Genomic DNA, 22,725 nt, shown 5'->3' on the forward strand with positions numbered 1-22,725 from the left:
ATCTCCCAACTTTTCACTTCTTTAGACTCCATCCTTTCACTTCATCAGCGTAAGTCAAATATTCTTAAAAATATTAAGAAGAAATTATTAGAAAAAATGTTTGTTTAAGTTAGAATACACAAAATATTGCAAAATGTAGGATATCAAAACATTCTTTGATATCCTAATTTTCGTGGGTTTTAAAATTTAGATAAGACTTGATATCGATCGCATCACTAAATCGATATCTTTATTTTCTAACTCATTAATTATATGTAAATAAATTCTTTCGGTAGTATTCATACTAGCATGACCAAGTCGCTTCGCGACGGAAGCTATTGATACCCCGGCATATAACAACAATGATGCATGTGTATGTCTAAGGGCATGAATTGTTATCGGTGGAACATTTGCTTTGTTACACCTGCGAATCAAAGTATCATTAATGGTTGAATTGTAAATTCGTTCTTTGAAAACAAAGATAGGTTTTTCCGGATCTAAGTCCTTTATTATCATTGCAAACTGTGATGTTGTCATTCAATCAAGTTGTACCTTGCGAATTGAAGATTTATTTTTTGTAGGTAGAAATCCACCATTTTCTTTATAATTTCAAGTTTTTGATACATTCAAGTTTTGTCTAACAAAATCAAAATCTTTTGGTGTAATAGCCAATGCTTCTGAAAACCTTAATCCTGTTTTAGCTATCAACAAAATTAATCAATCTATGTTTAATTGTGAATCTAATTTTAGTGTTTTAAGAAGCAATTGCAGTTGAAATTGATTAAGATATTTTTGTCTTTTTTCTCTAGGATTTTTTCCTTTAATAACTACCTTTCGAGTCGGATCGCTTTGTAAATAACCATCATCTAGTGCATCCAATATGCAACCCTTAAGATGATGATGAAAATCCATAGTAGTTTGTCTTTCATGGGTTAATGCATATTCGTTTAATAATTTTTGATATACATAGCGATCTAAATTACTTAGTTTAAGATTGGGTGCTAGTTTAATAAGTCATCTTAAGGTTAGTTCATATTTTTTATAACTAACATCCCTTATTGAATCTTTTTTATATACTAAGATTCAGTTTTCAAAAAATTTGTGTAATAGTATATCTGGTTTTCTTTTCATTATTCTCCTTTTAACCCACGGATATTATGTAAAAATCATATTATAGAGATAAAGAAAGAATAAGATATCAAATTATATACTACAACTTTCAATTTATAACTAATCTATCAAAAGAAACATTATACAGAGATTTTAAATTTTTAATTCCTTAAAACTAACAAGTTAAAAAAAGGATATAAAAAATAACCAATGGGGCGGTTGACGGGATTCGAACCCGCGGATGACGGGACCACAACCCGCTGTGTTAACCACTTCACCACAACCGCCATAATCTTGGTTATTGCTAGTATATTATACCGTAAATATCAAAAAACATAGTTTTATAACTATGTTTTTTTATGTCTATTATATAGGTATAAAAATAAAATATGAAATTTTTATACCTATATAATTTTTTTATTTATGATTTTTTCTCTTTAATGTAGGGAATAAAAGCACATCGCGAATCGAATCTTTTTCAGTAAATAACATAGTAAGTCGATCAATTCCAATCCCACATCCACCAGTAGGTGGCATTCCATATTCTAACGAATCAACAAAATCTCAATCTATATCACTTGCTTCGTCATTTCCGTTTTCTTTTTCTTGTAACTGTTCTTGGAATCTTTGCAATTGATCAATTGGATCACTCAACTCAGTATACATATTTGCATATTCTTTGGTATTTATAAATAATTCAGCACGTTCGGTAAATCTTGGATCTTTTGATTTAGCTGTTAAAGGAGAAATTTCAATTGGATGTCCATAAACAAAGGTTGGTTGTATCAAGGTTTTTTCGATTAATTCTTCAAATAGTTCATTTATGATATGACCTAATTTAAAGAATTTTTGTATCTTTACTCCATTGTTTTTTGCTACTTCTATTGCTTGTTCAAGTGAAATATTTCTAAAATCTACATTAGTTGCTTCAGAAACCGCATCTACCATATCTAGACGTTTAAAAGGTTTTGATAAATCAATTTCTACACCTTTATTTATGACTTTTTCTTTACCGAGATTTCTTGCAATTGTTTTCAATAATGTTTCAGTGCGATTCATCATTCCTTCTAAATTAGAGTATGCTTCATAAAACTCTATTGAAGTAAATTCAGGGTTATGTGTAGTATCAATTCCTTCATTTCTGAATATACGTCCAATTTCATAAACACGGTCAATTCCTCCTACTACCAACTTTTTAAGAGGAATTTCTGTCGCGATTCTAAGAACGAATTCTTGATCAAGTGCATTATGATGTGTAGTGAATGGACGAGCAGCAGCACCGGATAAATAATCATTTAAAAATGGTGTTTCAACCTCCATATATTCTAGAGCATCAAAGTATTTACGAATTTGAGAAATAATTTTTGTTCTGGTTCAAAATACATCTTTTACTTCATCATTAACAATTAAATCCACATATCTTTTACGATATCTTTCTTCTACATCACTTAGTCCGTGATATTTATCAGGTAATGGTTTTAATGCTTTTGTAAGTAATTTTATTTGTGTTGCTTTAACAGTCACAGCACCTGTGTTTGTCTTCATCACACTACCTTCAACATAGATAATATCACCTAAATCTAAGGTATCAACTAATTTTGCTAATTGTTCATCTTGTTTTTTATTAAAATATACCTGCATCTTTCCGTGATAGTCTTTCAATAAAATAAAAGGTCCACGCATAGTCATAATACGTCCTGCGATAGCAAGAAAATGCGGTTTTTCTTCAAGATGTTCTTTTGTTACATTTGAGTATGCTTTTTCAATATCATCTGAATAAGAAAGTTCTTTTAGGTTATCAGCTTTAGCAAATGCTTCAACTCCTAATTGTTCATATATTTGTAGTTTTTTTCTTCGAATTTGTTCTTGTTCACTATATTTTTCCATTAATTTCTCCTTTTTATTTATTTTATCAAAATCTTTATAATTGTTGATAAAAAACGGCAAAATGCCGCTTTATAATTTAAAACTGGTTTTACATACTTTTTCTAACGACTCTTCACCATGTTTTAATGCAAACTCTTTCACTTGTTGTTTTACTTTTGAACTTGCCCCATAAGCAAATTCATAATTTCATTCACTTCTTTGTTTATTCATATACTCTATTAAATAATAACGAGCTATTATGGATGCGCACGCAACAGATAAATTTATAGATTCGGCTTTTGGTTGATAAATAATATCAATATCTTTTTTATCAAGATCATTAAATAAATTTATTTCATTAAATTTTTTTTGATACTTTAAAATTGAGTTAAAAGTTGAATATTGATCAACTAATACTGCAAGATCTTTTACATTTATATTATTATATTTATCAAAAAAATGTTCTAAACAATGCATATGAACAAAATATTTGATTTCATTTGCATTATATTTTTTTGATACTAACTTATTATAACCACTTTGAGTAAGAATGTACTTAGTATATGGAATCTTTTTTATCAATTCCTTTGCTAATATCTTGATTCTATTATCAGTTAATAATTTTGAATCCTTTATACCTAATTCAGTTGCTCATAAATGTAAATTCTTAGGTAAAAATGTACAAACACCTATGACAGGGGTGAAAAAATCACCTACTCCTGTTTCATCTATACCTATTATCTCCTTATTTTTATATAATTGATTAAAAACATCAAGTAATCTCACTAATCTTCCTCTTGACTTCTCTTTCTGCGTTTTTCATTAGATTTAGCTTTTTCAAGTTCTGGATTATCTAAAAATTTATTTATATATCAACCTACTCCACCATCTTTGTTTGTTTTTGCAATCTTTACGGTCGCATATCTTTTTACTTCTCTAGTTGAATTTCCCATAGCTACAGAAACATTAGCAACCTTAAACATAGGAACATCATTAAAACCATCTCCTATTGCAACTGTATTCTCAATTTTTACATCATAGTAACGAATCAACATACTCAATGCTTTCCCTTTGTTAGCAGTAATATTAGTCATATCAAACACAGGACTTAATCCTTCCCCTTTTGACCAATATGAAAACTCTGCTAAATCGCCATATCTTGATTTTAAGTATTGCCTTAATGATTCAACATCTGTTGTTTTTTTCACATCAAAAATTATTCCTGTTGGCATTAAAGGTATTTTATGAAAGTCTAAACCTATTTTTAATTTTGCTGTTGTAGAAAATCCAAAAACTTTTTCTAAGTCTTCATCACGATGTTGTAATTGCACTCAATCTGGTCCTTCAATTGCAATATTAGAAACTTCCTGCTGGACTTTTTCATCACCTAAAATATAAAGAGCTTCATTTAAGTTTAAATATTTTATATAAGGGATAAAACTTTCATCATAAGGTCTGTGAATGTGTGCTCCATTATAATTAGAAACAACAGTATCCAATTTTAATGCCTCATAAATACTTTTAGTACTTCTTCATGGTCTACCTGTTAAAATACATACAATATGACCTTCTGAAACAGCACGATTTATTGCATTTTTTGTTTGTTCGTGCACTTCCCCGGTAGCACTGGATTGCAATGTTGTACCATCTAAGTCAATGGCAAATAAATATGTTTCCTTATCCATTTTTCTCCTTTTTTATCTTGTTTATAGTTAAATAATTAAATATATTAAATTATACACATTTTTGTTGAGATTTTGGATTTAAAAAATCCAGCTGATAAACCGTGTACTTAGTAGTTGGAAACATATATCGCAATATGACCAATTTTTTTTACGTGACCAGCTCAGGAGAGTTGTACGCTCTAATCACGACTTATATGTTATTTATCAATAACTTTTATAATAAAAATTCTATACACAAATAACAATATTTCAAATTTACTAGAAATGTTAAATAGATTCTTGTCGAGTTACGATGCTGCAGATGCTAGCGAGTTTAGTAAAGCATAATCTAACTATTTATTTACTTATTTAAATGCTATTTATGCTAAAAATGATTTAGAAAAGATAAAAAGAATTAATTATAAAAAAGAACTTGCAATGAATAACAAAGCAAAATAAATTATTAAAAAGGTGTTGGGTTAAAGTATTTATATAAGTATAAATGCATATTTCTTTTCCATAAAATTTGCAGATATAAAGAGTTTAAATAACTTTTTATATCTTTTTCTAAATCGTTTTCCTGTTTTCTTATAAAATAAAAATGTAAGAAATTATATACTTAATTAATTTCTTACAAAATATTGGATAAGGAGATATTAAATTGAAAAAAAAGATTAAAAAAATTATTTCTTTCGGAACCTTATTTTTTGGTTCTATAGCAACTTTTGCTGCAATTGGTATAACAAATACAACAAAAATAAATAAAAAACCTTGATATCTTGAATATCAAAGTAAAAAAGTTGAAGTTCGTATAAATAAAAATGGTGAACTGTTCAATTCAGTGAGGAATGTTGCTGTAAATAATAATTTTGAATTAAAACTTTTATTAAACTTTGATGAAAAACCTAATTCTGTTTATGAAGAAAATTGGATAAAAGATAAAAACATTGATTTTATAGATGCAATCAAAAAGAAAAAGTTAAATTTCAAAAAATATAAAATAAGTTCGATGATGCCAATCGTTTGATTTTATTTCGATGATGAAAGTCAAAGAAAAAATTTCATTAATAGCATTATAGATGAAAAAGAAATTTATAAAGGCATAATTTTCCCTAATGAAATACAAAATAAGCAGTTATCTTATAATAACAAAACAGATTGAGATGTCTATTTCGATCGAGATATAACAGTAGATAATACAAAAGATTTAGAAATAGTTAATTTTAAAAAACAAAAAGAAAGAGAGGATAACAGATATTATAATAATGTAGGAAATATAGGTGTTTTAGAATGAAATGGTATGATAGATGAAGGAAAATTACAAAATTTTCAAAAGTTTGGGATTAAATTTTATAATGTATCAAATTCAAATTATAGACATCATGCGAATGAAGTTTCAAATGTTGCTGTAGGTGATCGTGGTTATGATAGATATTCAAAACTTTTCTTTTCTACATTTATTAATGATTCTCAATGACAAACAGCTATAGAATGAATGGTTAAAGAAAATGGAGTGAGAATTATAAATCATAGCTATGGTCCAGATAAAGATGAATATAGAAGAACATACAATGAAAATAATTTATTTTTGGATTACATATCAAGAAAATATGGAGTTGTAAATATTTTTTCTTCTGGTAATGGTAATGGTAATAAAGAAAAACGAAACGAATGAATTAATGGTGATAAACTCTCTTTTAATGACATTGTTGTAGGTGCATTAGATTATAACCCACAAACAGATAAACCGACTGAAACAATTGCTAAATATTCAAATTTTTTATTACCTGATAAGTATACAACTCTTTCAAAACCTAATGTTGTAGCACCAGGATATTTATATAGAAGATGACATAAAAGCGAAAACGGTAATTGAGAAAAATTTGGTGTTGTTGGTACAAGTTTTGCTGCACCAGTTGTCACTGGTTTAGTGTCCACTCTGCTAAGAGAAAAAACATTTTTAGATAATGATAAAAACCGATTACAAGCTATAAAAGCCATTATAGGTGCTTCTTCAAGAAAACCAAATGTTAATAATTTAGAGTATAAGTCAAACGGGTATTCGACTGTCTACGGTTCGGGAATAATAGATTTTGAAAATATGTTAGTTGCTGCAAATAACTTAGTTACAAAGCAGGTCTCAAAATCGGATAAAGATTTTGTTCTATCAACAAGAGAATTTTATGTGCAATCAGGTAAAAAAATCAAAGGTGCTAGTTCTTGATTATTCAATTCTGGTTTACTAAAATCGCCAGAGAACTTACCAACATATAATGCGAATGTAAATTGATGATGATTTCTAGGGATTCTTGGTGGAGTAATAGCTAATTCCATCGAAGGTTCAAGATTAAGTAAAGAAAAAACAGAATGATACAATACTCATATAAATAACCAAAGACTTAATCTAAAAACAATCAATACTAGGCAAGAAGATAAATTATTTTCAGACTACGATTTATATCTTGAGAAAAAAGATAGCAACAGAAATTGATCAGTAGTAAAAAGTATAACATCAGTTAAATCAAACGATGAAATATTAGAATATACAACAGCAGATGCAGGTACATATCGCTTGAAAGTTAAAAAATATTCTGATGCATTGTTTGATAATTCAATCGATGATAGTTTAGCATTAACATATACGGTTCAGGACAACTAAGATGAAAAAGCTCAAAAAAATCTTTTTTCCTTTTTCTTCTAGTTTGATATTCTTTATGTCAGCTTGCTCTACTGCTAAAACATCAGATGTTAAAGTAGAAAAGAAATATAATTTAGAAGATATAGAAAAATTTCGTTCCCTAATTAATAAATATAACAACGAAAATGGTATTAAATCAATTTATGATGAATACTTTTCAGATTTATGAAGAGATAATAAAGAAAATAACGGTAAATTTAAATACTTATTAAATAATAGATATGAAATTATTACTTCCGAAAATGAATTAAAAGAAAAGTTTTTAAATAAATTTACATTAGAACATATCAGAAAATATTATCATATAGATCATTTTGTTACGAATCTTAGTTTTGATGTAAATACATTAACAGAAGAAAAATTAGAAAAAATGAACCGAGAAAAGTTTCAAGAGACATTTTTGGACAACCAAGATATAAGTGAGTTCTTTAAAAATAAAAACTTGTTAATGTATGAAAGTTGATATGATCATGCTTCACAAGATCGTACTCTTGTTACTGATTATAAAAATAATAATAAAACAAATTTACATTTCAATATAGTTGACTCAGATGACTTAGGATTTGTAATAAATGTGCCTGATTATGTAGGGATTGAAAACTTAAAAATGGAAGTAAAGTATCTTAATAAATCCGATACTATAACCGTTTCTCCTTTGATGAACCTAGAACAAAACAAAGATTTTTACGAATACCTTAAAAAGTTATACAAAGAAGAATAAAATCAAAATAAGAACATTTTTATGATGTTCTTATTTTGATAAACTTTTTTTGTTTTAATATCCTGATTTTGATTGGTTTCCTTCTACTATTGCAACTGATCTTGATGTTCCAAATCGCGATGCCCCTGCTTGATGCATTTTGATCAGGTCATCTAATGAAGAAATTCCACCTGCTGCTTTGATTTGTAATTTATCTCCTGCTACAGATTTCATTAATTCAATATCTTTTAAATTCGCTCCACGAAAACTAAATCCAGTGGAAGTCTTAATAAATTCTGCTCCAGATTTTAGCACTATTTCTGTAGCTTTTTTAATTTCTTCTTCTGTTAACAAAGCAGTTTCGATAATAACTTTTAAAATTTTATTTCCACATGCCTCTTTAACTTTCTTAATATCATTTAAAACATATTCATAATCTTTTTGTTTAAAGCGACCTACATTGATTACCATATCAATTTCATCAGCACCATGATCAATTGCAAGTTTTGCTTCTTGTGCCTTTGCTTGTGTTATCATTACTCCTAGTGGAAAACCTATAACACTGGTAATACCTACATCGCTTTTTTGCAATTTTTCAGAAGCATACTTAACTCATGATGAATTCACACATACGGTTTTAAATCCGTATTTTTTGGCTTCATCAATAAGTTTATTAATATCTTTTTCGGTTGCTTCTGCTTTCAAATAAGTATGATCAATCATCTTGTTATAATTCATTTTTACCTCATTTTATCTAAAATTATTTTATTTTCTACGGGTGTTTTATTAATCCGATATCCTTGCATTAATTCATTTACAAGGGTTGGATCAATAGGTTTTGATGAAGATAGGGTGAAAAGTTTATATCCTGGACGAACCAATTCATTTGTTTTTTTATGAATTGTGATTCCGGCATCAAAATCTATGCTATCTTCTTTGGTTTTTCTTCCGGCACCAAGTTTCATAGCTACGATACCGAATGTTAAACTATCAAAAATTTCCATATATCCATCGATTTGATTAAACACATGTAATTGGTATTTAGGTTTTCAAAACTCATCACTTTGCAACTTATTCACATCACCATTTTGTGCTTGCACAAAGTCATAAAACTTTCTTAATGCACTTCCATCTGAAATCACTTTTTGTATTTTTTGCAATGCTTCAGTTTCGTTAGTAGCTATTTTTGCTTGTTGTAAAATGGTGGCACAAGAAGAAAAAACAAGTTCATTAAAGTCATCTGGTCCTTGTCCTTGCAAAGTTTTTATTGCTTCTAAAACTTCGTTTTTATTCCCTATTTCTCTTCCGATTGGCCGATTCATATTAGTTATTTCAACTCTTACATCTACATTTAACTCTTTACCAATATCAATCATCCGTTTAGAAAGTTCCTTAGCACTTTCTAAATCTTTCATAAATGCACCATTCCCGCATTTTACATCTAATAAAATTGCATCAGCTCCTGTTGCAAGTTTTTTAGACATAATTGATGATGCAATTAATGGAATCGATTGAACAGTTGCAGTTACATCCCTTAATGCATATAATTTTTTATCAGCAGGAACTAATTTAGCACTTTGTCCGATTATGGCGATTTTATGTTTTGTAACTTGCTCAATAAATTGCTCATAAGTTAATTCGACGTGAAAACCAGGGATGGATTCAAGTTTATCAACAGTTCCACCTGTATGTCCTAGTCCTCTTCCGCTCATTTTCGCTACTGGCGCTCCGCAAGCTGCAACTATAGGCGCAACTGCTAATGTAGTTTTATCTCCAACTCCACCTGTAGAATGTTTATCTACCTTGATTCCAGGTATCATAGATAAATCCATAACTTCACCTGAATGCATCATATATTTAGTCATTAATGCAGTTTCCTTAGTGGTCATAGAATTAAAAATAACTGTCATTAAAAATGCACTCATTTGATAATCTGGTGTGCTTCCGTCTACATAAGAGTTAATTAAAAACTTAATTTCTTCTTCATTAAGTTCTAAATTGCGTCTTTTTTTATCAATAATATCAACTACACGCATTTTATCTCGCTAATTTTAAAGCAATTTCCATCATTTTTGTAAATGAATTTTGACGTTCATTTGCACTTGTTTCTTCGTGAGTAATTAAATTATCACTAATTGTTAACAAACATGCCGCTTGTTTACCTGTTGCTTGTGCATTAGTAAATAATGCATATGATTCCATTTCTACACAAAGGGCACCCGATACATCAATTCTTTTTTTAAGTGGTACAGATGTATAAAATACATCAGATGAATGTACTCTTCCTTTATTAATTTTAGTTCCTAAATCAGAAGCAATCTTTTCTATTTCGGAATTTAATTGAAAACTTGGTTTAGCAATGTGATCATCTTCGTTTAAAACAAGTTTTCTAAACGAATTATTGTCTGCATATGCTTCAGTTGCTAAAACAACTTCATATAAACCTAAATCCTCTTTATATGCTCCTGCAGAACCAATTCTGATAATGCGATCTACATCATAGAATTTAAATAATTCATAAGAATAAATACCAATTGATGGACAACCCATTCCGCTTCCTGCAATTGTTACAGGTTTTCCTCTATAAGTTCCAGTATACATAAACATATTTCTGATTCAGTTAACTAATTTATAACCTGGATCTAAGTATTTTTCTGCGATAAATCTAGCTCTTAAAGGGTCACCAGGCATAATAACTGTCTTAGCAATATCCTCTTTAGCTGCTCTAATGTGTGGTGTCATAAATCCTCCTTATATGACAAATTACTATAATAATTTTATCACTATTGATTTTTTCTTAAAATATTATCTTATTTTATAGTATAATATTATTATGAAAATGTTTTCTTAAAAATTGAAGAAAAATTATATTTTTTATTTTTATGAAACAAGAATGTGGAACATATTTATATTATATATACTGCAAAAGGTAAAATTTGTCCAATAAAGGCACATTTAAAAAGATTAAATATAATTAGTCTTTTAAATGTGCTTGACACAGCACTTAATCATTAAAAAATGATAGTAAGGAACATTTATGAAAAAGAGATTTTTATTTACAGGTGGAATGGCGCTGCTTACAGCAACTGCTATAACTGCTTCTTGCACAGCTTCACCAAGCAATTCAAGCGAGCATCTCCCCCCCCATTCAGCTCAGTTAATAGTTAAATCGCAGCGTGATAAATCTGATTTTTTTATTCCAGCGAATGAAAAAATTCGATATGTTGCAATTGGTGATTCAATTACAGAAGGATTTGATGGAACATTGTTAAGATCATATCCTGGTAAAAAAGAAGCAGATGGAAGCATCTCTGGTGTTTCATATCCTGCTTATTTAGCGAGACTTTTAAACCAGAATAATCGTGTAGATGACTTTGAAAACTTCGCTATTTCTGGTTCAAGATTACTAGATTGACTTCGTTTATTTAATATCCCTTATCAAAGTGGAATACCATATGAAAATAAGAATGAAATTACAATTTTTGGTAAGGATTGAAAAACATATGCACAAAAAGTTAAAGCAAAATTAAAGGATGCTAACTTAGTTACATTCTCACTTTCTGCTAATGATATGTTGTTTTTACTTTTCCAACAAGCATCCAAAGATGATGTTGTAAAAATTGTTAAAAAATACTTAGCAAAACAAGCAATTGCTGCTGATGTGGTAGCATTTTTTACCAAATTACTTAATGATGCACTAAGAGAAACACAAAAAAGATTATTAACTTTTGTTTCGAACCTTAGAACATTTGCCCCAAAAGCAAACATCAATATTATTAGTTATCCAACCCCGATGTTTGGAATGGCCAATATTTTAAGGGATTATGTTAATAAATTATTAGGTGGTAATTTTGATATTTCACCATTTGATTTTCTTATTAACCACCTTAATAACGGACTTAAAGAGGCTGCAAAACGTGCTAATATAAACTTCATTCAAGCAGTTAATGCTGATTATTGAAATCATAATGTAACTAAGTTTACTACCTTATTCTTTGATATTCACCCTAATATCTTTGGTTACAAAAAAATCGCAATGGATATTTATCTTAAGATAACTAATCCATCATTAAATGTTAATGATTATAAAAACTATGATTTTTCACAACAATACTTAAACTTAGATGCTGATACTGCTAACTATGAAATTCAAGTAAAGGAATCGAATGCTAAAGTTCTTGGTTTTAACACTGATGCTTACTTAAAAACTCGCACTAAACAAGAACAAGAAGTAGCTTCCGAAAGAAAAGTTTCTAACTTTAGCACCAGAATCGGTGAGTTAACTAACGACTTACTTGAAGGTGCTAAAGATGCGTTTAACTTCTTAGCTACTAATTCTACTTATAAACAACTTGATCCAAACGGACTTTTAATTAACTTATTGAATCAAAAACTTAGCAGTGGAAAAAATGGTAAAGATTCAATTATTGATACTATTATTAATGCTAAAACAATTAAAAACATAATCTATAACACCGAATCTGCTCTTTCAGAACTGCGTGCAAAGGGACAATTAACTTTAGATAAAGTTGCTCCGGTATTTAAGGATGCAGTCTTCAATATTGAAAACCTTGCTTTATTAATTGCTTCGCTTTCACAAAGTGAACTAGTAACAGAACACAAAGATCAGCTCGCTGTTGCTTTAAAAACAATCTTAAAAAACTCTTTAAGTGTTTTCAAAGACAAGATTTCAGGATTTTTAAATTCTAAATTACAAGAAAATCTAAGTGATTTTAACTTCACAAAAGATGATTTAAATCAACTTTCGCAAGCATTTATTTCATCACAATACCTTAAAAACTTAATAGATTTATTAATCGATTCATTTATCTTAAATCCAAGTAAATTCACTGAAGTTAAAACCCTACCTGATATCATTCGTGCTTTATTTAGTGATGAAAATCAAAATCAACAAATTACAGCTAATGTAAATAATCTCCTTATTGAAGTTCTTTCAAATCCGAAACTTAAGAAAATTACTACTGAAATTATTTACAATTTCCTTAAGAAAGGACAAATTGATAAGAATATCACTTCTGAACAAGTTGAATCTGTTGTATCCGACTTTTTAGCCTTAATTACCAATGTAAACAGTGAATTTAAAGTCTTTGATGAAGTAACTTTATCAGTATTAAATCATCTTAAAACTGTAGGTGACATCAAACTTCCTGATTTATTTACCAATGCAATCAAAGAGGTTTATGATAAATTTACTACAACTGGAAACCCAACAATATTATTTAGCATAATCAAAAGAGTAGCTCAATCAGATTTATTCAAAAATCACAAGGACTTTGCTAAACAAGTAGTTAAAAATGCATTAGATGAAAATAATTTAGCAAGAATTTCGCAAGAAATTGTCAAAACTATTAACAAGCAGAAAGAGGTTTCTAAATACATTTCATCTGATGCTGTAGCAAAATTAGTTCAACTGATCTTTAAGCAACCACAAATACATACACTTTTAGATGTAAGTGTAGATGCAATAATCGATAATGTGGATATTTGAGATAATGCTAATAATTTCACTGATATAGTTACAGAAATTGTAAAACGTGTTCCTTATGATAGCAACAAAGATTCAATTAATGCTGTTTTAAATAACATTATTAATGATCCAGATTTTGCTAATGTTTTAATTGATGCGTTTTCAACATCAATACAAACTTTTGGATTAAATAGCAAAGATCCAAAAATTAGTCAATTTATTAACGATTTAATTACACACATCCTAAAATGAATCAATGATAACAAATTTACCCAAAACATAATTGATGTGATCGGAGAAAGTCTTTCAGAAATTAAAACATCAAACAATCCTTTTGATGAATTTGCAAAAATTCCATCAAAAGTCTTTGATGTAATCAAAGATAAATTTACCAGCTTACCAAGTGAAAAAATTCAAGAATTAATCTCTGCTCCTTGAATCTCACAAAATTCTGATGCTGCGGCAGCAATTATTAAAGTTATTTTCAATGAACTAAATAAACGTGGTATCTTTGCTAAAAATATTGTTCCTGCTTTAAAAGATTTATTATCAAAGGATGCAGCAAAACCTTATCTAGATTCCAACGAAGTAACTCCATTATTAACATCATATTTACAAACTCAGCAAGGTATAAATTTCTTAGAAGATATAATTAAATTAATAATTTTAAATCCTAACCTTTTTGATAAATCAAATGGCCCTAGGGATATTACTAACATATTATTAAATAGTGCAGACTTTAAAAACATCCTAAATAAATACCTTGCACCACTTTTGATTCCACAGGCACAAGCAAAACATCTACCAAATACAGTTGCAAAACTTCTTCGCGAATTTGCTCGTAGATATAACTACAACATCGCAGATGAGTATCTTGATTTACTTCAATCACTTTATCCAAGTTTAGTAGATTTACTAAATCAGATGCAAAACTTTCCACAAGTTGCTAGTGCAGCAATCAAAGGACTTTCTGAATCAGAAAACGTTGATCAAATTGCTTGAAATATTTTTAGTGAAATTTCAAAAGTTATTAACTTCAAAGACTATGAATTTTGAAAAAAAGTTATTGAAACACCATTTATTTCTGAACATAAAGATCAATTTATAAAACTACTTATTTCGTTCTTTAATACTTTCAAAACACAAGATTTATCATATGTTTTAGAAACTTTCTTACCTGATACATTATTTAATTTAACCAAGGAACAACTAAAAGAACGCATAAATGCATTATTAACTCACGATGAATTTGTATCAGTTTTAGATAGCACTATACAATATATTTTAGACAACACAAGCAAATTTACTAACTTCAACACATTCACAGATGCACTAAGAGATGTTGTTAAAAATTCTATTTTAGAGAAGTTATATAACGATTTTATTAAAAATCAAGCATGAGTTGATCAAATTCTTGATAAAGCATTAACCGATGAACAAAAACAAAGTTTAAGTAATTTAGGAGCTGATTTACACCTACTTAAAGAAGGTACAAAAGAAATAATTAATGATTCAAGTTTAAAAACTCAAATTTTTGCTGCTATTGATGATTTATTATCAAGACTTGATACCTTTAAAACTTTTACAAGTCGATCAGATTTGGTGCAAAAAATCTTTACTTCACAACCTTTCCAAGATGCAATTAAATCTATATTAACAAATATTTTTGCAAAATTATATACATCTAACAATTTCAAACAACTTTTGGCAAAAGTTTTAGTAAAACAAATTAATAAAACATCTTATGCATCGATATTCAAAAACATCGATGCATCAAAACAAGAAAAAGCTACTGAATTATTAATTGATGCCTTCGGTGTAACTGACAAAACTTTAAAACTTTCTCAAAGTTTTATCGATGGACTTGTAAAACTGCTATCAACCAACGGTACACAAATTGAATTAAGTGTATTATTTAACAAATGATTAGAGCAAGTTAAGGTATTTGCTTCTGATCCAAGTTATGAAGCAAAATTCATTCAATTGCTCAATAATATGCTTGCTCTACCACAACTTAAACAAGGTGATAACAAGGACATCTTTAGTAAACTCCTTGAAAATGGATTTGAACTTCTTATTAATCAAATTGATTTTGGTGGAATCTTATGAAACACATTCGGAAGTTACCTAGAAACCTTTGTCAACAATAACCTTATCAACAAAGAACAATTCACTACAATTATTAATTCTGCTTTAAGAGTCAATGGACTAAAGACAGTCATTGTTAATATCGTCAAATACTTCATCGATCACAATGACACCTTTAAAGATGCTAAATCTGTTTTAGATGTTATTAAAAAATATCTAAATGAATCAAATAATGAAACTAGTTTTAAAGATGCTATTAAATCTGTATTAAAAACTGCATTATCTTCAAATGATCTAAAAGTCGTAATTAAAGCAATTATCAATAATGTAATAACATACTTAAATATCCAAAAAACTGATCATATAACAACATTTATCGATGCAGTCGCTAATGATTTTGATGGATTATTTGATCGCACAGGTGTATTTGATAAAATATTATCAGCAGCAGTTGATTCAGTTAAAAATAGTAGTGATTTAGCAACCTTTGTAACCAATTTTACCAACAACATCAAAACTAATGTTAATTTCTTGCACTTTGATTTATTTAAGAAAGTTCTTAATGATAAAGTTATCAGCGAGCACAAAGATGGTGCTAAAGAGTTGTTCCATGCGATTGTAAGTAACTTATTAAATAACGAAGAAAAAACCAAAACATTTATTAAATCAATCAACATTTCTTCTTTCTTTATAAATCAAAGTGAACTCACTGGACCAGAATTTATCAATGATGCATTCGCTCTAGTACTTAAAGACTCTAATATCCGTGATTTAATCAATTTAATTCTTAGCGACTTTATCGATCGTGCAACTGAATATAATAATAACAGCGATTGATGAAGTGCATTAAATACCTTGTTTAAATCAAGTAAATCAGAACAATTTAAAACTAAATTCACTGAATGATTAAAGAGTGTACTTAAAAATCCTGACCCAAGACTTCCAAAAGGACTTGCACAATTATTAATCGCATCGCTTAAAAAAGCAGGTTTTGCTCTAAACGATGAAAGTGATTTAACTTTATTTACTACTGTTTTAACCAACTTAATGAAACAACTTGCTCAAAGAGATGAATTATCAAAAATGATTACACATATTTATGATAACATCAAGGCAATTGACTTTAGTAAGGATCATAATCCTAATAAAGTAAAACGTGCAATCATGGATGGTGCTTTATATATGATATTAACTGATGATAAAAAGAAGATATCATTAACCAAAATTGTTGCACAAAAAGACTTACTTAAAGCGCTTGTTGATTCAATCGGTGATGCTAACTATATAACCTTAGTAAACAGATTATTTGAATCATCTAGTCGTGAAAATAAAACAGGAATTTATAAGTTTATTGATAACTTTACTAAGGTTAAACCGGCACAACCTGCAAAACCACAAAATGTACAAGGTGCATCACCAAACTCAAGCAACCAACCAAGCAATGAGGATGTATCTAAAAATGATAATTCAGATGAATCATATGGTTTTGAAACAGGTGGAATATCTCAAATTCTACAAAATGCATCCGGTGTTTCAGATTTAGTTGCTGTGTTAACTGAACCAGCATTTAAAGAGATGATTAAAAAATCAGCAGATAATTCTTTTGACTATACAAATAATAACAAAAAGAATAATCCAGAATATAAATTCTTATTTAGACTTTCTGCGCTGATATTATGATGAATTCATGATGGTGCTGGTGTAACAGGAGCAACCTTCTGAAATAGTAGTAATTATGATGTTCAAGGTTACTGAAATGATGGTTTACGAAAAGCATTTAATGCTGCCGCAACTAAGGATTCTAAATCTAGTTGAGACAAACTAACTAATGATAAAAAAGTTGCTATTGGAGCTACTTCAAAAACAAATCCAAGTATTTTTGATGATACTTATATTATCGGAACTAAATCAACTTCATATTGAGGTACCAACAATAACTCTGCTACCAAATATGACAAGAACTTGCTAATCAACTACATTTTCTATAACAATCACGGTAATCAAAATGATAAATATATTAGCAATAAAAAAATGAAGGATGTGTTGTTAGAAGCAATCGAAAAAGGATATTTAGGTTGACAAGGAACTGCTAAATAATCCGAAAGGAATATATGAAAGTTAAAAAATTATGATGATATCTTGGTTTTGGTAGCATAACAATTTCTTCTGTTGCTTTTGCTGTTGCTTGCACACAACAAGTTCAACAAAAACCAAAACCAAAACAAAATGATAACGATATCTTTAATCAACATGTTCTTCCACAAATAACCTTAGCAGATGTTGCACAAGATACTAAAAAATATACCAAAGATGATTTACAAAAAGCTCTTACAAACTTTTTAGCTGTGATTGCACCGGGATTTATAGTTTCTGATGCATCTAAAAATACTAATAATTTAAACAACAAAGAGGCTTTAGATAAGTTAAATACTTTTGTAAAAGATATTATGAATCTAATCCCAACAGGTGGAGATTATAGCACTCTCACTAAGGTAATGCACTTTTATACAAAAGCATTACTTACACCAGGGTCAAAACATGTAATCCCACAAAACATTGTTTCGGTTCTTTTCCAAATTTATGCCGGAATTCAAAGTTTACAAGCGCAAGCTGCTGCTTTGCAGCGTCATAAATAAATAATAACAAGGATTGATATCCTTGTTTTCTTAATATTTTCAATAATTATGTATTTATAAGTAGCATTAAGATATAATTAAATTATGGATAAGAAATTGCTTGATTTATTTGCTGGTTGTGGTGGATTAACATATGGATTTGTAAAAAATGGTTTTGTGATTACAGACACCGTAGAATTTTGAAAACCTGCACTAGATACATATAATCTTAATTTTCACCAAGATGCTTATGTTAAAGACATTACAGATCCAAAAGTCTTAGAATATCTTAAGAATAACTATGCACATAACATCGATGTTATCATCGGTGGTTTTCCTTGTCAAGGATATTCAATGGCTGGTAAAAGAGATAAAGATGACGATCGCAATCAGCTTTATAAATATACCATCAAAGTAATTGAAGATATTCAACCAAGTCTTTTTGTCTTAGAAAATGTTAAAGGAATTCTTTCGTATAAAGAACATGATGGAAATTTAGTCATAAATAAAATTATTGATAAATTACATAGCATCGGTTACTATGCAAAATATATCTTGCTCGATGCATCAAATTTTGGTGTTCCACAAAAGCGTCAGAGAGTGATTTTTATCGGTGCTAAACAACATCAAAAGGAAAAAGTTGATAAAGTAATTAAAATGCTTGAAAACACTTTTCTGCCTATTAAAACCGTATATGATGCTATATCTGATTTAGAAAATGTTTCTGAAGATGTAAAATGAAATCATATTTTTTCAAAGCATTCACCTAAAATGCTTGAAAAAATTAAAAATACACTACCTGGTAAATCCCCGATGAAAAATTATTCCGATGCATTTAAAAGACAATTTTATGATAGACCGGCAACTACAGTAAAAGAAAATCATGGTGGAGTTCATTTGCATCCAAAACTACACCGAGTTATGACTCCTAGAGAACTTGCTAGATTACAAAGTTTTCCAGATGATTTTATTTTTACTTCTTCAAAAAGTAATATCTTAAAACAAATTGGTAATGCTGTCCCTCCGAAATTATCTGAAGAAATTGCTAAAATTATAAAAAAGGTGTTTTATGAATAAGTGAAATTTACTAAATAAATATAAATCTCTTTTGCTAAGTCAGTTACATAATATTTTTAAAGTATATAAATATCAAATACAAGTTAATGCAGAAGATTTAAATTTATTAGAATCCAAAAATAGTACACTTCGATCTTCAACAGCAATAGGATTTATCATAGAAGAATTTGTATATCAAAAACTAAAGAATGTATTTTGTGATTTTGTTGTAAATATTTATCGCGAATCTAATACAACTACTCAAAGTTATGATTTTATCTTAGATTTTTCAGATGTTATGTTTTTAGTTAATATAAAAGTTGAAAATAATACAAGTAAAAATAATGCTGTTGCCTCTATAAATAAACTGTTATTAGATTATTATAAATTTATAAAGCAAGGTAAAAACTTCTTTTATCTTATTATAAAAATTAAATATAAAACCTTGAATGTTAAACCAGAAATATCATATTATGATAAAATTAAAATAGAAGATTTTTCAATATATGCACTTGACGAATTTTCTTTTGATAACAAACACAAACAGGATTACCGTAACTGAAGCACAAATTTTAAAGCAGAATCTGGGAGATTAATTATTGATTCAGAATTTTTCAAAAACAATAAACTTAATCCAACTGATTCGATTTCTAATCAAAAGACTTTTGCATCTTTACAAAAGATATTCAAAAGACTTAAACAATAACATTTTTTGACAAAAAAATTTTTTATTTTTTCTTCGTAAAAGTCCTATTATGTTATAATAACATAGGTCTCAAATGGAACAGTACTCAAGAGGCTGAAGAGGCGGTCCTGCTAAGACTGTAGGGGAGGCAACTCCCGCGGAGGTTCAAATCCTCTCTGTTCCGCCATTTTTTTAATATTTAAATTCAAATTTTCATACCTTTTTTAAGCAAGTTGGTTTCTTAAATGAAATCATTCTTAAATTTGTTTTAAATCCTTAAACAAATTTTTAATTTTTAATAATTTAAAGACACCTTTTAACCTTAGGTGTCTTTCTTTATAAATTCAGCTAATCATGCAACATCATTGATCTGTAGATGCATATGAACCTTATTTTTGACTATTTCAAATGAATTAGCTGTAGTTGCTGAATATCCAGCAATCTCAAACATTGATATATCATTTTCAGCATCGCCGAACACCATTGTTTTATTTGCATCTAAATTATATTTATCCAGCAACCATTTTAGTGCATTACCTTTGGTTGCAAATTTGGATGTGATATCAAAAAATTGTTTTTGTGATACTACACCAGTAATATTTGCTTTATTTTTAAGGTATTCTTTTAGTTCAATAAACATCTCTTCATCGTTTTGTCTTCTTACAACTAAGAATTTAAAATATTGTCAATTATATTGTTTTAAATCCACTTTTGCTTCTATATATCTACCTTTTTTAACTCTGCTAGGATAATTTTTCTTTATATAAAAATCACTTAAGTGAGTATTGTATGCAACCATTTTATCTTTAGTATAGAACAAAAAATCAAAATTTAATTCAATTAATTTATCATATAAATCAAATGCATCTTCTTTTAAGATATCAAATGATTTAACCAGTTTATCATTTTTTAAATCATATATCATCGAACCATTTGCTAAAATTAGTGGAAACTGAGTTGGTATATGATGGATAAATGATTGAATGGTAAACTTGGGTCTTCCGGTTGCTATGATAATATTTTTATTTTTGCTTTCTAAGTATTTTAATGCATTCAATTGTGCATCTAAAAGTTTAAAATCGGATGTCAATAATGTCCCATCTAAATCAAAAACAAAGGTATCAATATTATTTAAATTAAAATTAATTTTCATAACTTTCAAATCATATATATTTTCCTTATTTAACTGTATTCTATGTATTTTAGTTAAAATTTCATTATTTGCATTAAACAAACATATTACTTTATTTATATAATTAAACTTAGCAAAATCCTCGCATTGTATTTGGATTTTGCTAAGTTTATTTTCAGATATTGAACTTAAATCCTTAAAATAAAATCTTAGTTGCATTAGCTAAATAACTCCGAAATGTTATCAATATCTTCTTGTGATAAGTCTGTTTTTGCTTTTAATTCCAATGTTATTTCATTCGATCTAGCTAAATTGTCTCTTAATTTATTTTTACGATTTGATAAGTTTAAAAAAGATTGAATTGAAATTAAGAATGTTGATATCGAAGAAATAAATGAAATAGCAACAAACATAGCCATTGTTTCATTTGGATAACTATTTCAACGAATTGAATATAGGTTTAATACCACAACTGATGCAGATACTGCTATTGATAAAATACTTAAAAGTATGAATATTGTTCTTCAAAGAACATACTTTTTTTGCACATAATTTTTCATCATATGCATTTTTGGGATAACTGCTATTGAATTATAAACTTGTTTGATCTTGCTCATTTTTTCTTCCTTTTTGATAATCTTGAATGTCTAATAATGCTGTTGATTTATATCTTTCAGTTTCTAAAATATGTAATGCTCTTTTGTATAAAATAAATTTATTGGTGTCATTATTATGTGTATATAAATACAATTTTGATTTATAAAATACATATTCCATTTCAAGTTGCTTAACTTTCTTTTTATAAAAGATAAACTTACTATTAACGACAAATAAAGACAAAATACCTGATATTAATGATAAAACCGAGTTAATAATTGTAGTTAATAAAATATAGTTCGATGAATTATTAATGAACTCGTTTTTATATGGATTGACATTGTTTAAAAAGTGTGGATTATTACCTGCTAAAAACAATATCGCGATGATACTAATATAAAAGGCTGTGATAATAGTGGTAAGGTTTAAAATGTAATAAAAAACTCCATAGACATACATTTTGATTTTGGCATTTTTGATAATTTTCCCATACATTTTTCTTGGTGTTAAATCGCGTTTTGATTGCATTATTTTATCCCTCTTTGAAACTCTGCTTTAAGAATTTTACCTATACCAACTTTCTTTTTCTTAGTTGCTTTTTCTCAAAGTTTATCAATAATCACTTCTAAATCAGCCTTTGAAATTTGGTTGCTATGATACTTTAAATCAAGGTATTTTAAAGTATTAACAATTTTTTTATACTTAGCAGAACGATCAAAATATTTATAAATAATCAAGGTTAATGTCAAAATAAATGAGAAAATTATAAATACAACTAGCACCATTAACAAAATATAAGATGTTGATTCAAAAACTTTTTTATCTTCGTTTCCTTTATGGACCAGCACCACTAATGCATAAATAGCAACTGAAATAGATGCAATACTAAGTAGTGAAATAATCGATGACAACAGTGAATCAACAATCGAATAAATGCGCAATGATCGCTTATCTATATCATATTTTTGTTTAAGTTTTTCTAAAATTAAATTCATATTATTATATTTTATAATAAAAAGTGTATGTAATTAATAAATTATTTTATAA

General features: G+C 28.1%; 17 protein-coding genes and 2 tRNA genes. 7 read left to right on the top strand and 12 right to left on the bottom strand.

Annotated features, from left to right (window positions below):
* Positions 1-186: 186 nt before the first annotated feature.
* The 5 genes from ACXYRK_RS02930 to ACXYRK_RS02950 form a co-directional block, all read right to left on the bottom strand.
* Positions 187-1,110, bottom strand: a complete 924-nt coding sequence (locus ACXYRK_RS02930; protein WP_458614026.1) for a site-specific integrase — start codon at positions 1,108-1,110, stop codon at positions 187-189.
* 190 nt (positions 1,111-1,300) lie between these two features.
* Positions 1,301-1,376, bottom strand: a tRNA-His gene (locus tag ACXYRK_RS02935).
* A 130-nt stretch (positions 1,377-1,506) separates the two neighbouring features.
* On the bottom strand, positions 1,507-2,976 hold the full coding sequence (gene lysS, locus ACXYRK_RS02940; RefSeq protein ID WP_458614027.1) for a lysine--tRNA ligase: 1,470 nt from the start codon (positions 2,974-2,976) through the stop codon (positions 1,507-1,509).
* 69 nt (positions 2,977-3,045) lie between these two features.
* Positions 3,046-3,741, bottom strand: coding sequence for a ribonuclease HIII (locus tag ACXYRK_RS02945; RefSeq protein WP_458614869.1), 696 nt, complete (start codon positions 3,739-3,741; stop codon positions 3,046-3,048).
* The gene (locus ACXYRK_RS02950; protein ID WP_435128813.1) at positions 3,741-4,640 is read right to left on the bottom strand and encodes a Cof-type HAD-IIB family hydrolase; all 900 of its coding nucleotides are present in this window, start codon (positions 4,638-4,640) and stop codon (positions 3,741-3,743) included. The genes ACXYRK_RS02945 and ACXYRK_RS02950 overlap by 1 nt, the downstream gene beginning before the upstream one ends.
* Before the next feature lie 640 nt (positions 4,641-5,280).
* Here ACXYRK_RS02950 and ACXYRK_RS02955 point away from each other — a divergent pair.
* The gene (locus tag ACXYRK_RS02955) at positions 5,281-7,278 is read left to right on the top strand and encodes a S8 family serine peptidase (RefSeq protein ID WP_458614870.1); all 1,998 of its coding nucleotides are present in this window, start codon (positions 5,281-5,283) and stop codon (positions 7,276-7,278) included.
* Between the two features lies 1 nt (position 7,279).
* Entirely contained in the window at positions 7,280-8,038 is a 759-nt protein-coding gene (locus tag ACXYRK_RS02960) for a hypothetical protein (protein WP_458614871.1), read from the top strand.
* A gap of 54 nt (positions 8,039-8,092) precedes the next feature.
* Here the strand turns inward: ACXYRK_RS02960 and deoC are convergent, their stop codons facing one another.
* Genes deoC through deoD form a run of 3 tightly spaced genes read right to left on the bottom strand, consistent with a single transcriptional unit; the run spans position 8,093 to position 10,759 of the window.
* Complete coding sequence (gene deoC / locus ACXYRK_RS02965; RefSeq protein WP_458614872.1) at positions 8,093-8,755, bottom strand: deoxyribose-phosphate aldolase; 663 nt, start codon at positions 8,753-8,755, stop codon at positions 8,093-8,095.
* 2 nt (positions 8,756-8,757) lie between these two features.
* On the bottom strand, positions 8,758-10,053 hold the full coding sequence (locus ACXYRK_RS02970) for a thymidine phosphorylase (RefSeq protein ID WP_458614873.1): 1,296 nt from the start codon (positions 10,051-10,053) through the stop codon (positions 8,758-8,760).
* A 1-nt stretch (position 10,054) separates the two neighbouring features.
* Positions 10,055-10,759, bottom strand: coding sequence for a purine-nucleoside phosphorylase (gene deoD / locus ACXYRK_RS02975; protein ID WP_458607626.1), 705 nt, complete (start codon positions 10,757-10,759; stop codon positions 10,055-10,057).
* A gap of 295 nt (positions 10,760-11,054) precedes the next feature.
* Between deoD and ACXYRK_RS02980 the strand changes: the two genes are divergently transcribed.
* The 5 genes from ACXYRK_RS02980 to ACXYRK_RS03000 all read left to right on the top strand — a co-directional run bounded on the left by ACXYRK_RS02980 (position 11,055) and on the right by ACXYRK_RS03000 (position 20,136).
* Positions 11,055-17,690, top strand: coding sequence for an SGNH/GDSL hydrolase family protein (locus ACXYRK_RS02980; protein ID WP_458617990.1), 6,636 nt, complete (start codon positions 11,055-11,057; stop codon positions 17,688-17,690).
* 14 nt (positions 17,691-17,704) lie between these two features.
* Positions 17,705-18,229 carry a hypothetical protein gene (locus ACXYRK_RS02985; RefSeq protein ID WP_458617991.1) on the top strand — a complete coding sequence of 175 codons (525 nt, stop codon included), beginning with the start codon at positions 17,705-17,707 and terminating at the stop codon, positions 18,227-18,229.
* Positions 18,230-18,313: 84 nt separating this feature from the next.
* Positions 18,314-19,285: a DNA cytosine methyltransferase gene (locus ACXYRK_RS02990; RefSeq protein WP_458617993.1), complete on the top strand. Its 972-nt coding sequence runs from the start codon at positions 18,314-18,316 to the stop codon at positions 19,283-19,285.
* Positions 19,278-19,970 (top strand): UpaP162 family type II restriction enzyme, encoded by a 693-nt coding sequence (locus ACXYRK_RS02995; protein WP_458617994.1) that lies wholly within the window; start codon positions 19,278-19,280, stop codon positions 19,968-19,970. Before ACXYRK_RS02990 ends, ACXYRK_RS02995 begins: the two co-directional genes overlap by 8 nt.
* Before the next feature lie 75 nt (positions 19,971-20,045).
* A tRNA-Ser gene (locus tag ACXYRK_RS03000) sits at positions 20,046-20,136 on the top strand.
* A 135-nt stretch (positions 20,137-20,271) separates the two neighbouring features.
* Here the strand turns inward: ACXYRK_RS03000 and ACXYRK_RS03005 are convergent.
* Genes ACXYRK_RS03005 through ACXYRK_RS03020 form a run of 4 tightly spaced genes read right to left on the bottom strand, consistent with a single transcriptional unit; the run spans position 20,272 to position 22,673 of the window.
* Entirely contained in the window at positions 20,272-21,300 is a 1,029-nt protein-coding gene (locus ACXYRK_RS03005) for an HAD family hydrolase (RefSeq protein ID WP_458617996.1), read from the bottom strand.
* Positions 21,300-21,698, bottom strand: coding sequence for a hypothetical protein (locus tag ACXYRK_RS03010; protein ID WP_435129829.1), 399 nt, complete (start codon positions 21,696-21,698; stop codon positions 21,300-21,302). The genes ACXYRK_RS03005 and ACXYRK_RS03010 overlap by 1 nt, the downstream gene beginning before the upstream one ends.
* Positions 21,673-22,206, bottom strand: coding sequence for a hypothetical protein (locus ACXYRK_RS03015; protein ID WP_458617998.1), 534 nt, complete (start codon positions 22,204-22,206; stop codon positions 21,673-21,675). The genes ACXYRK_RS03010 and ACXYRK_RS03015 overlap by 26 nt, the downstream gene beginning before the upstream one ends.
* Positions 22,206-22,673, bottom strand: coding sequence for a hypothetical protein (locus tag ACXYRK_RS03020; RefSeq protein WP_435129835.1), 468 nt, complete (start codon positions 22,671-22,673; stop codon positions 22,206-22,208). Before ACXYRK_RS03020 ends, ACXYRK_RS03015 begins: the two co-directional genes overlap by 1 nt.
* Positions 22,674-22,725: the final 52 nt, after the last annotated feature.

This window comes from Mycoplasma sp. AC1221 (assembly GCF_054353815.1).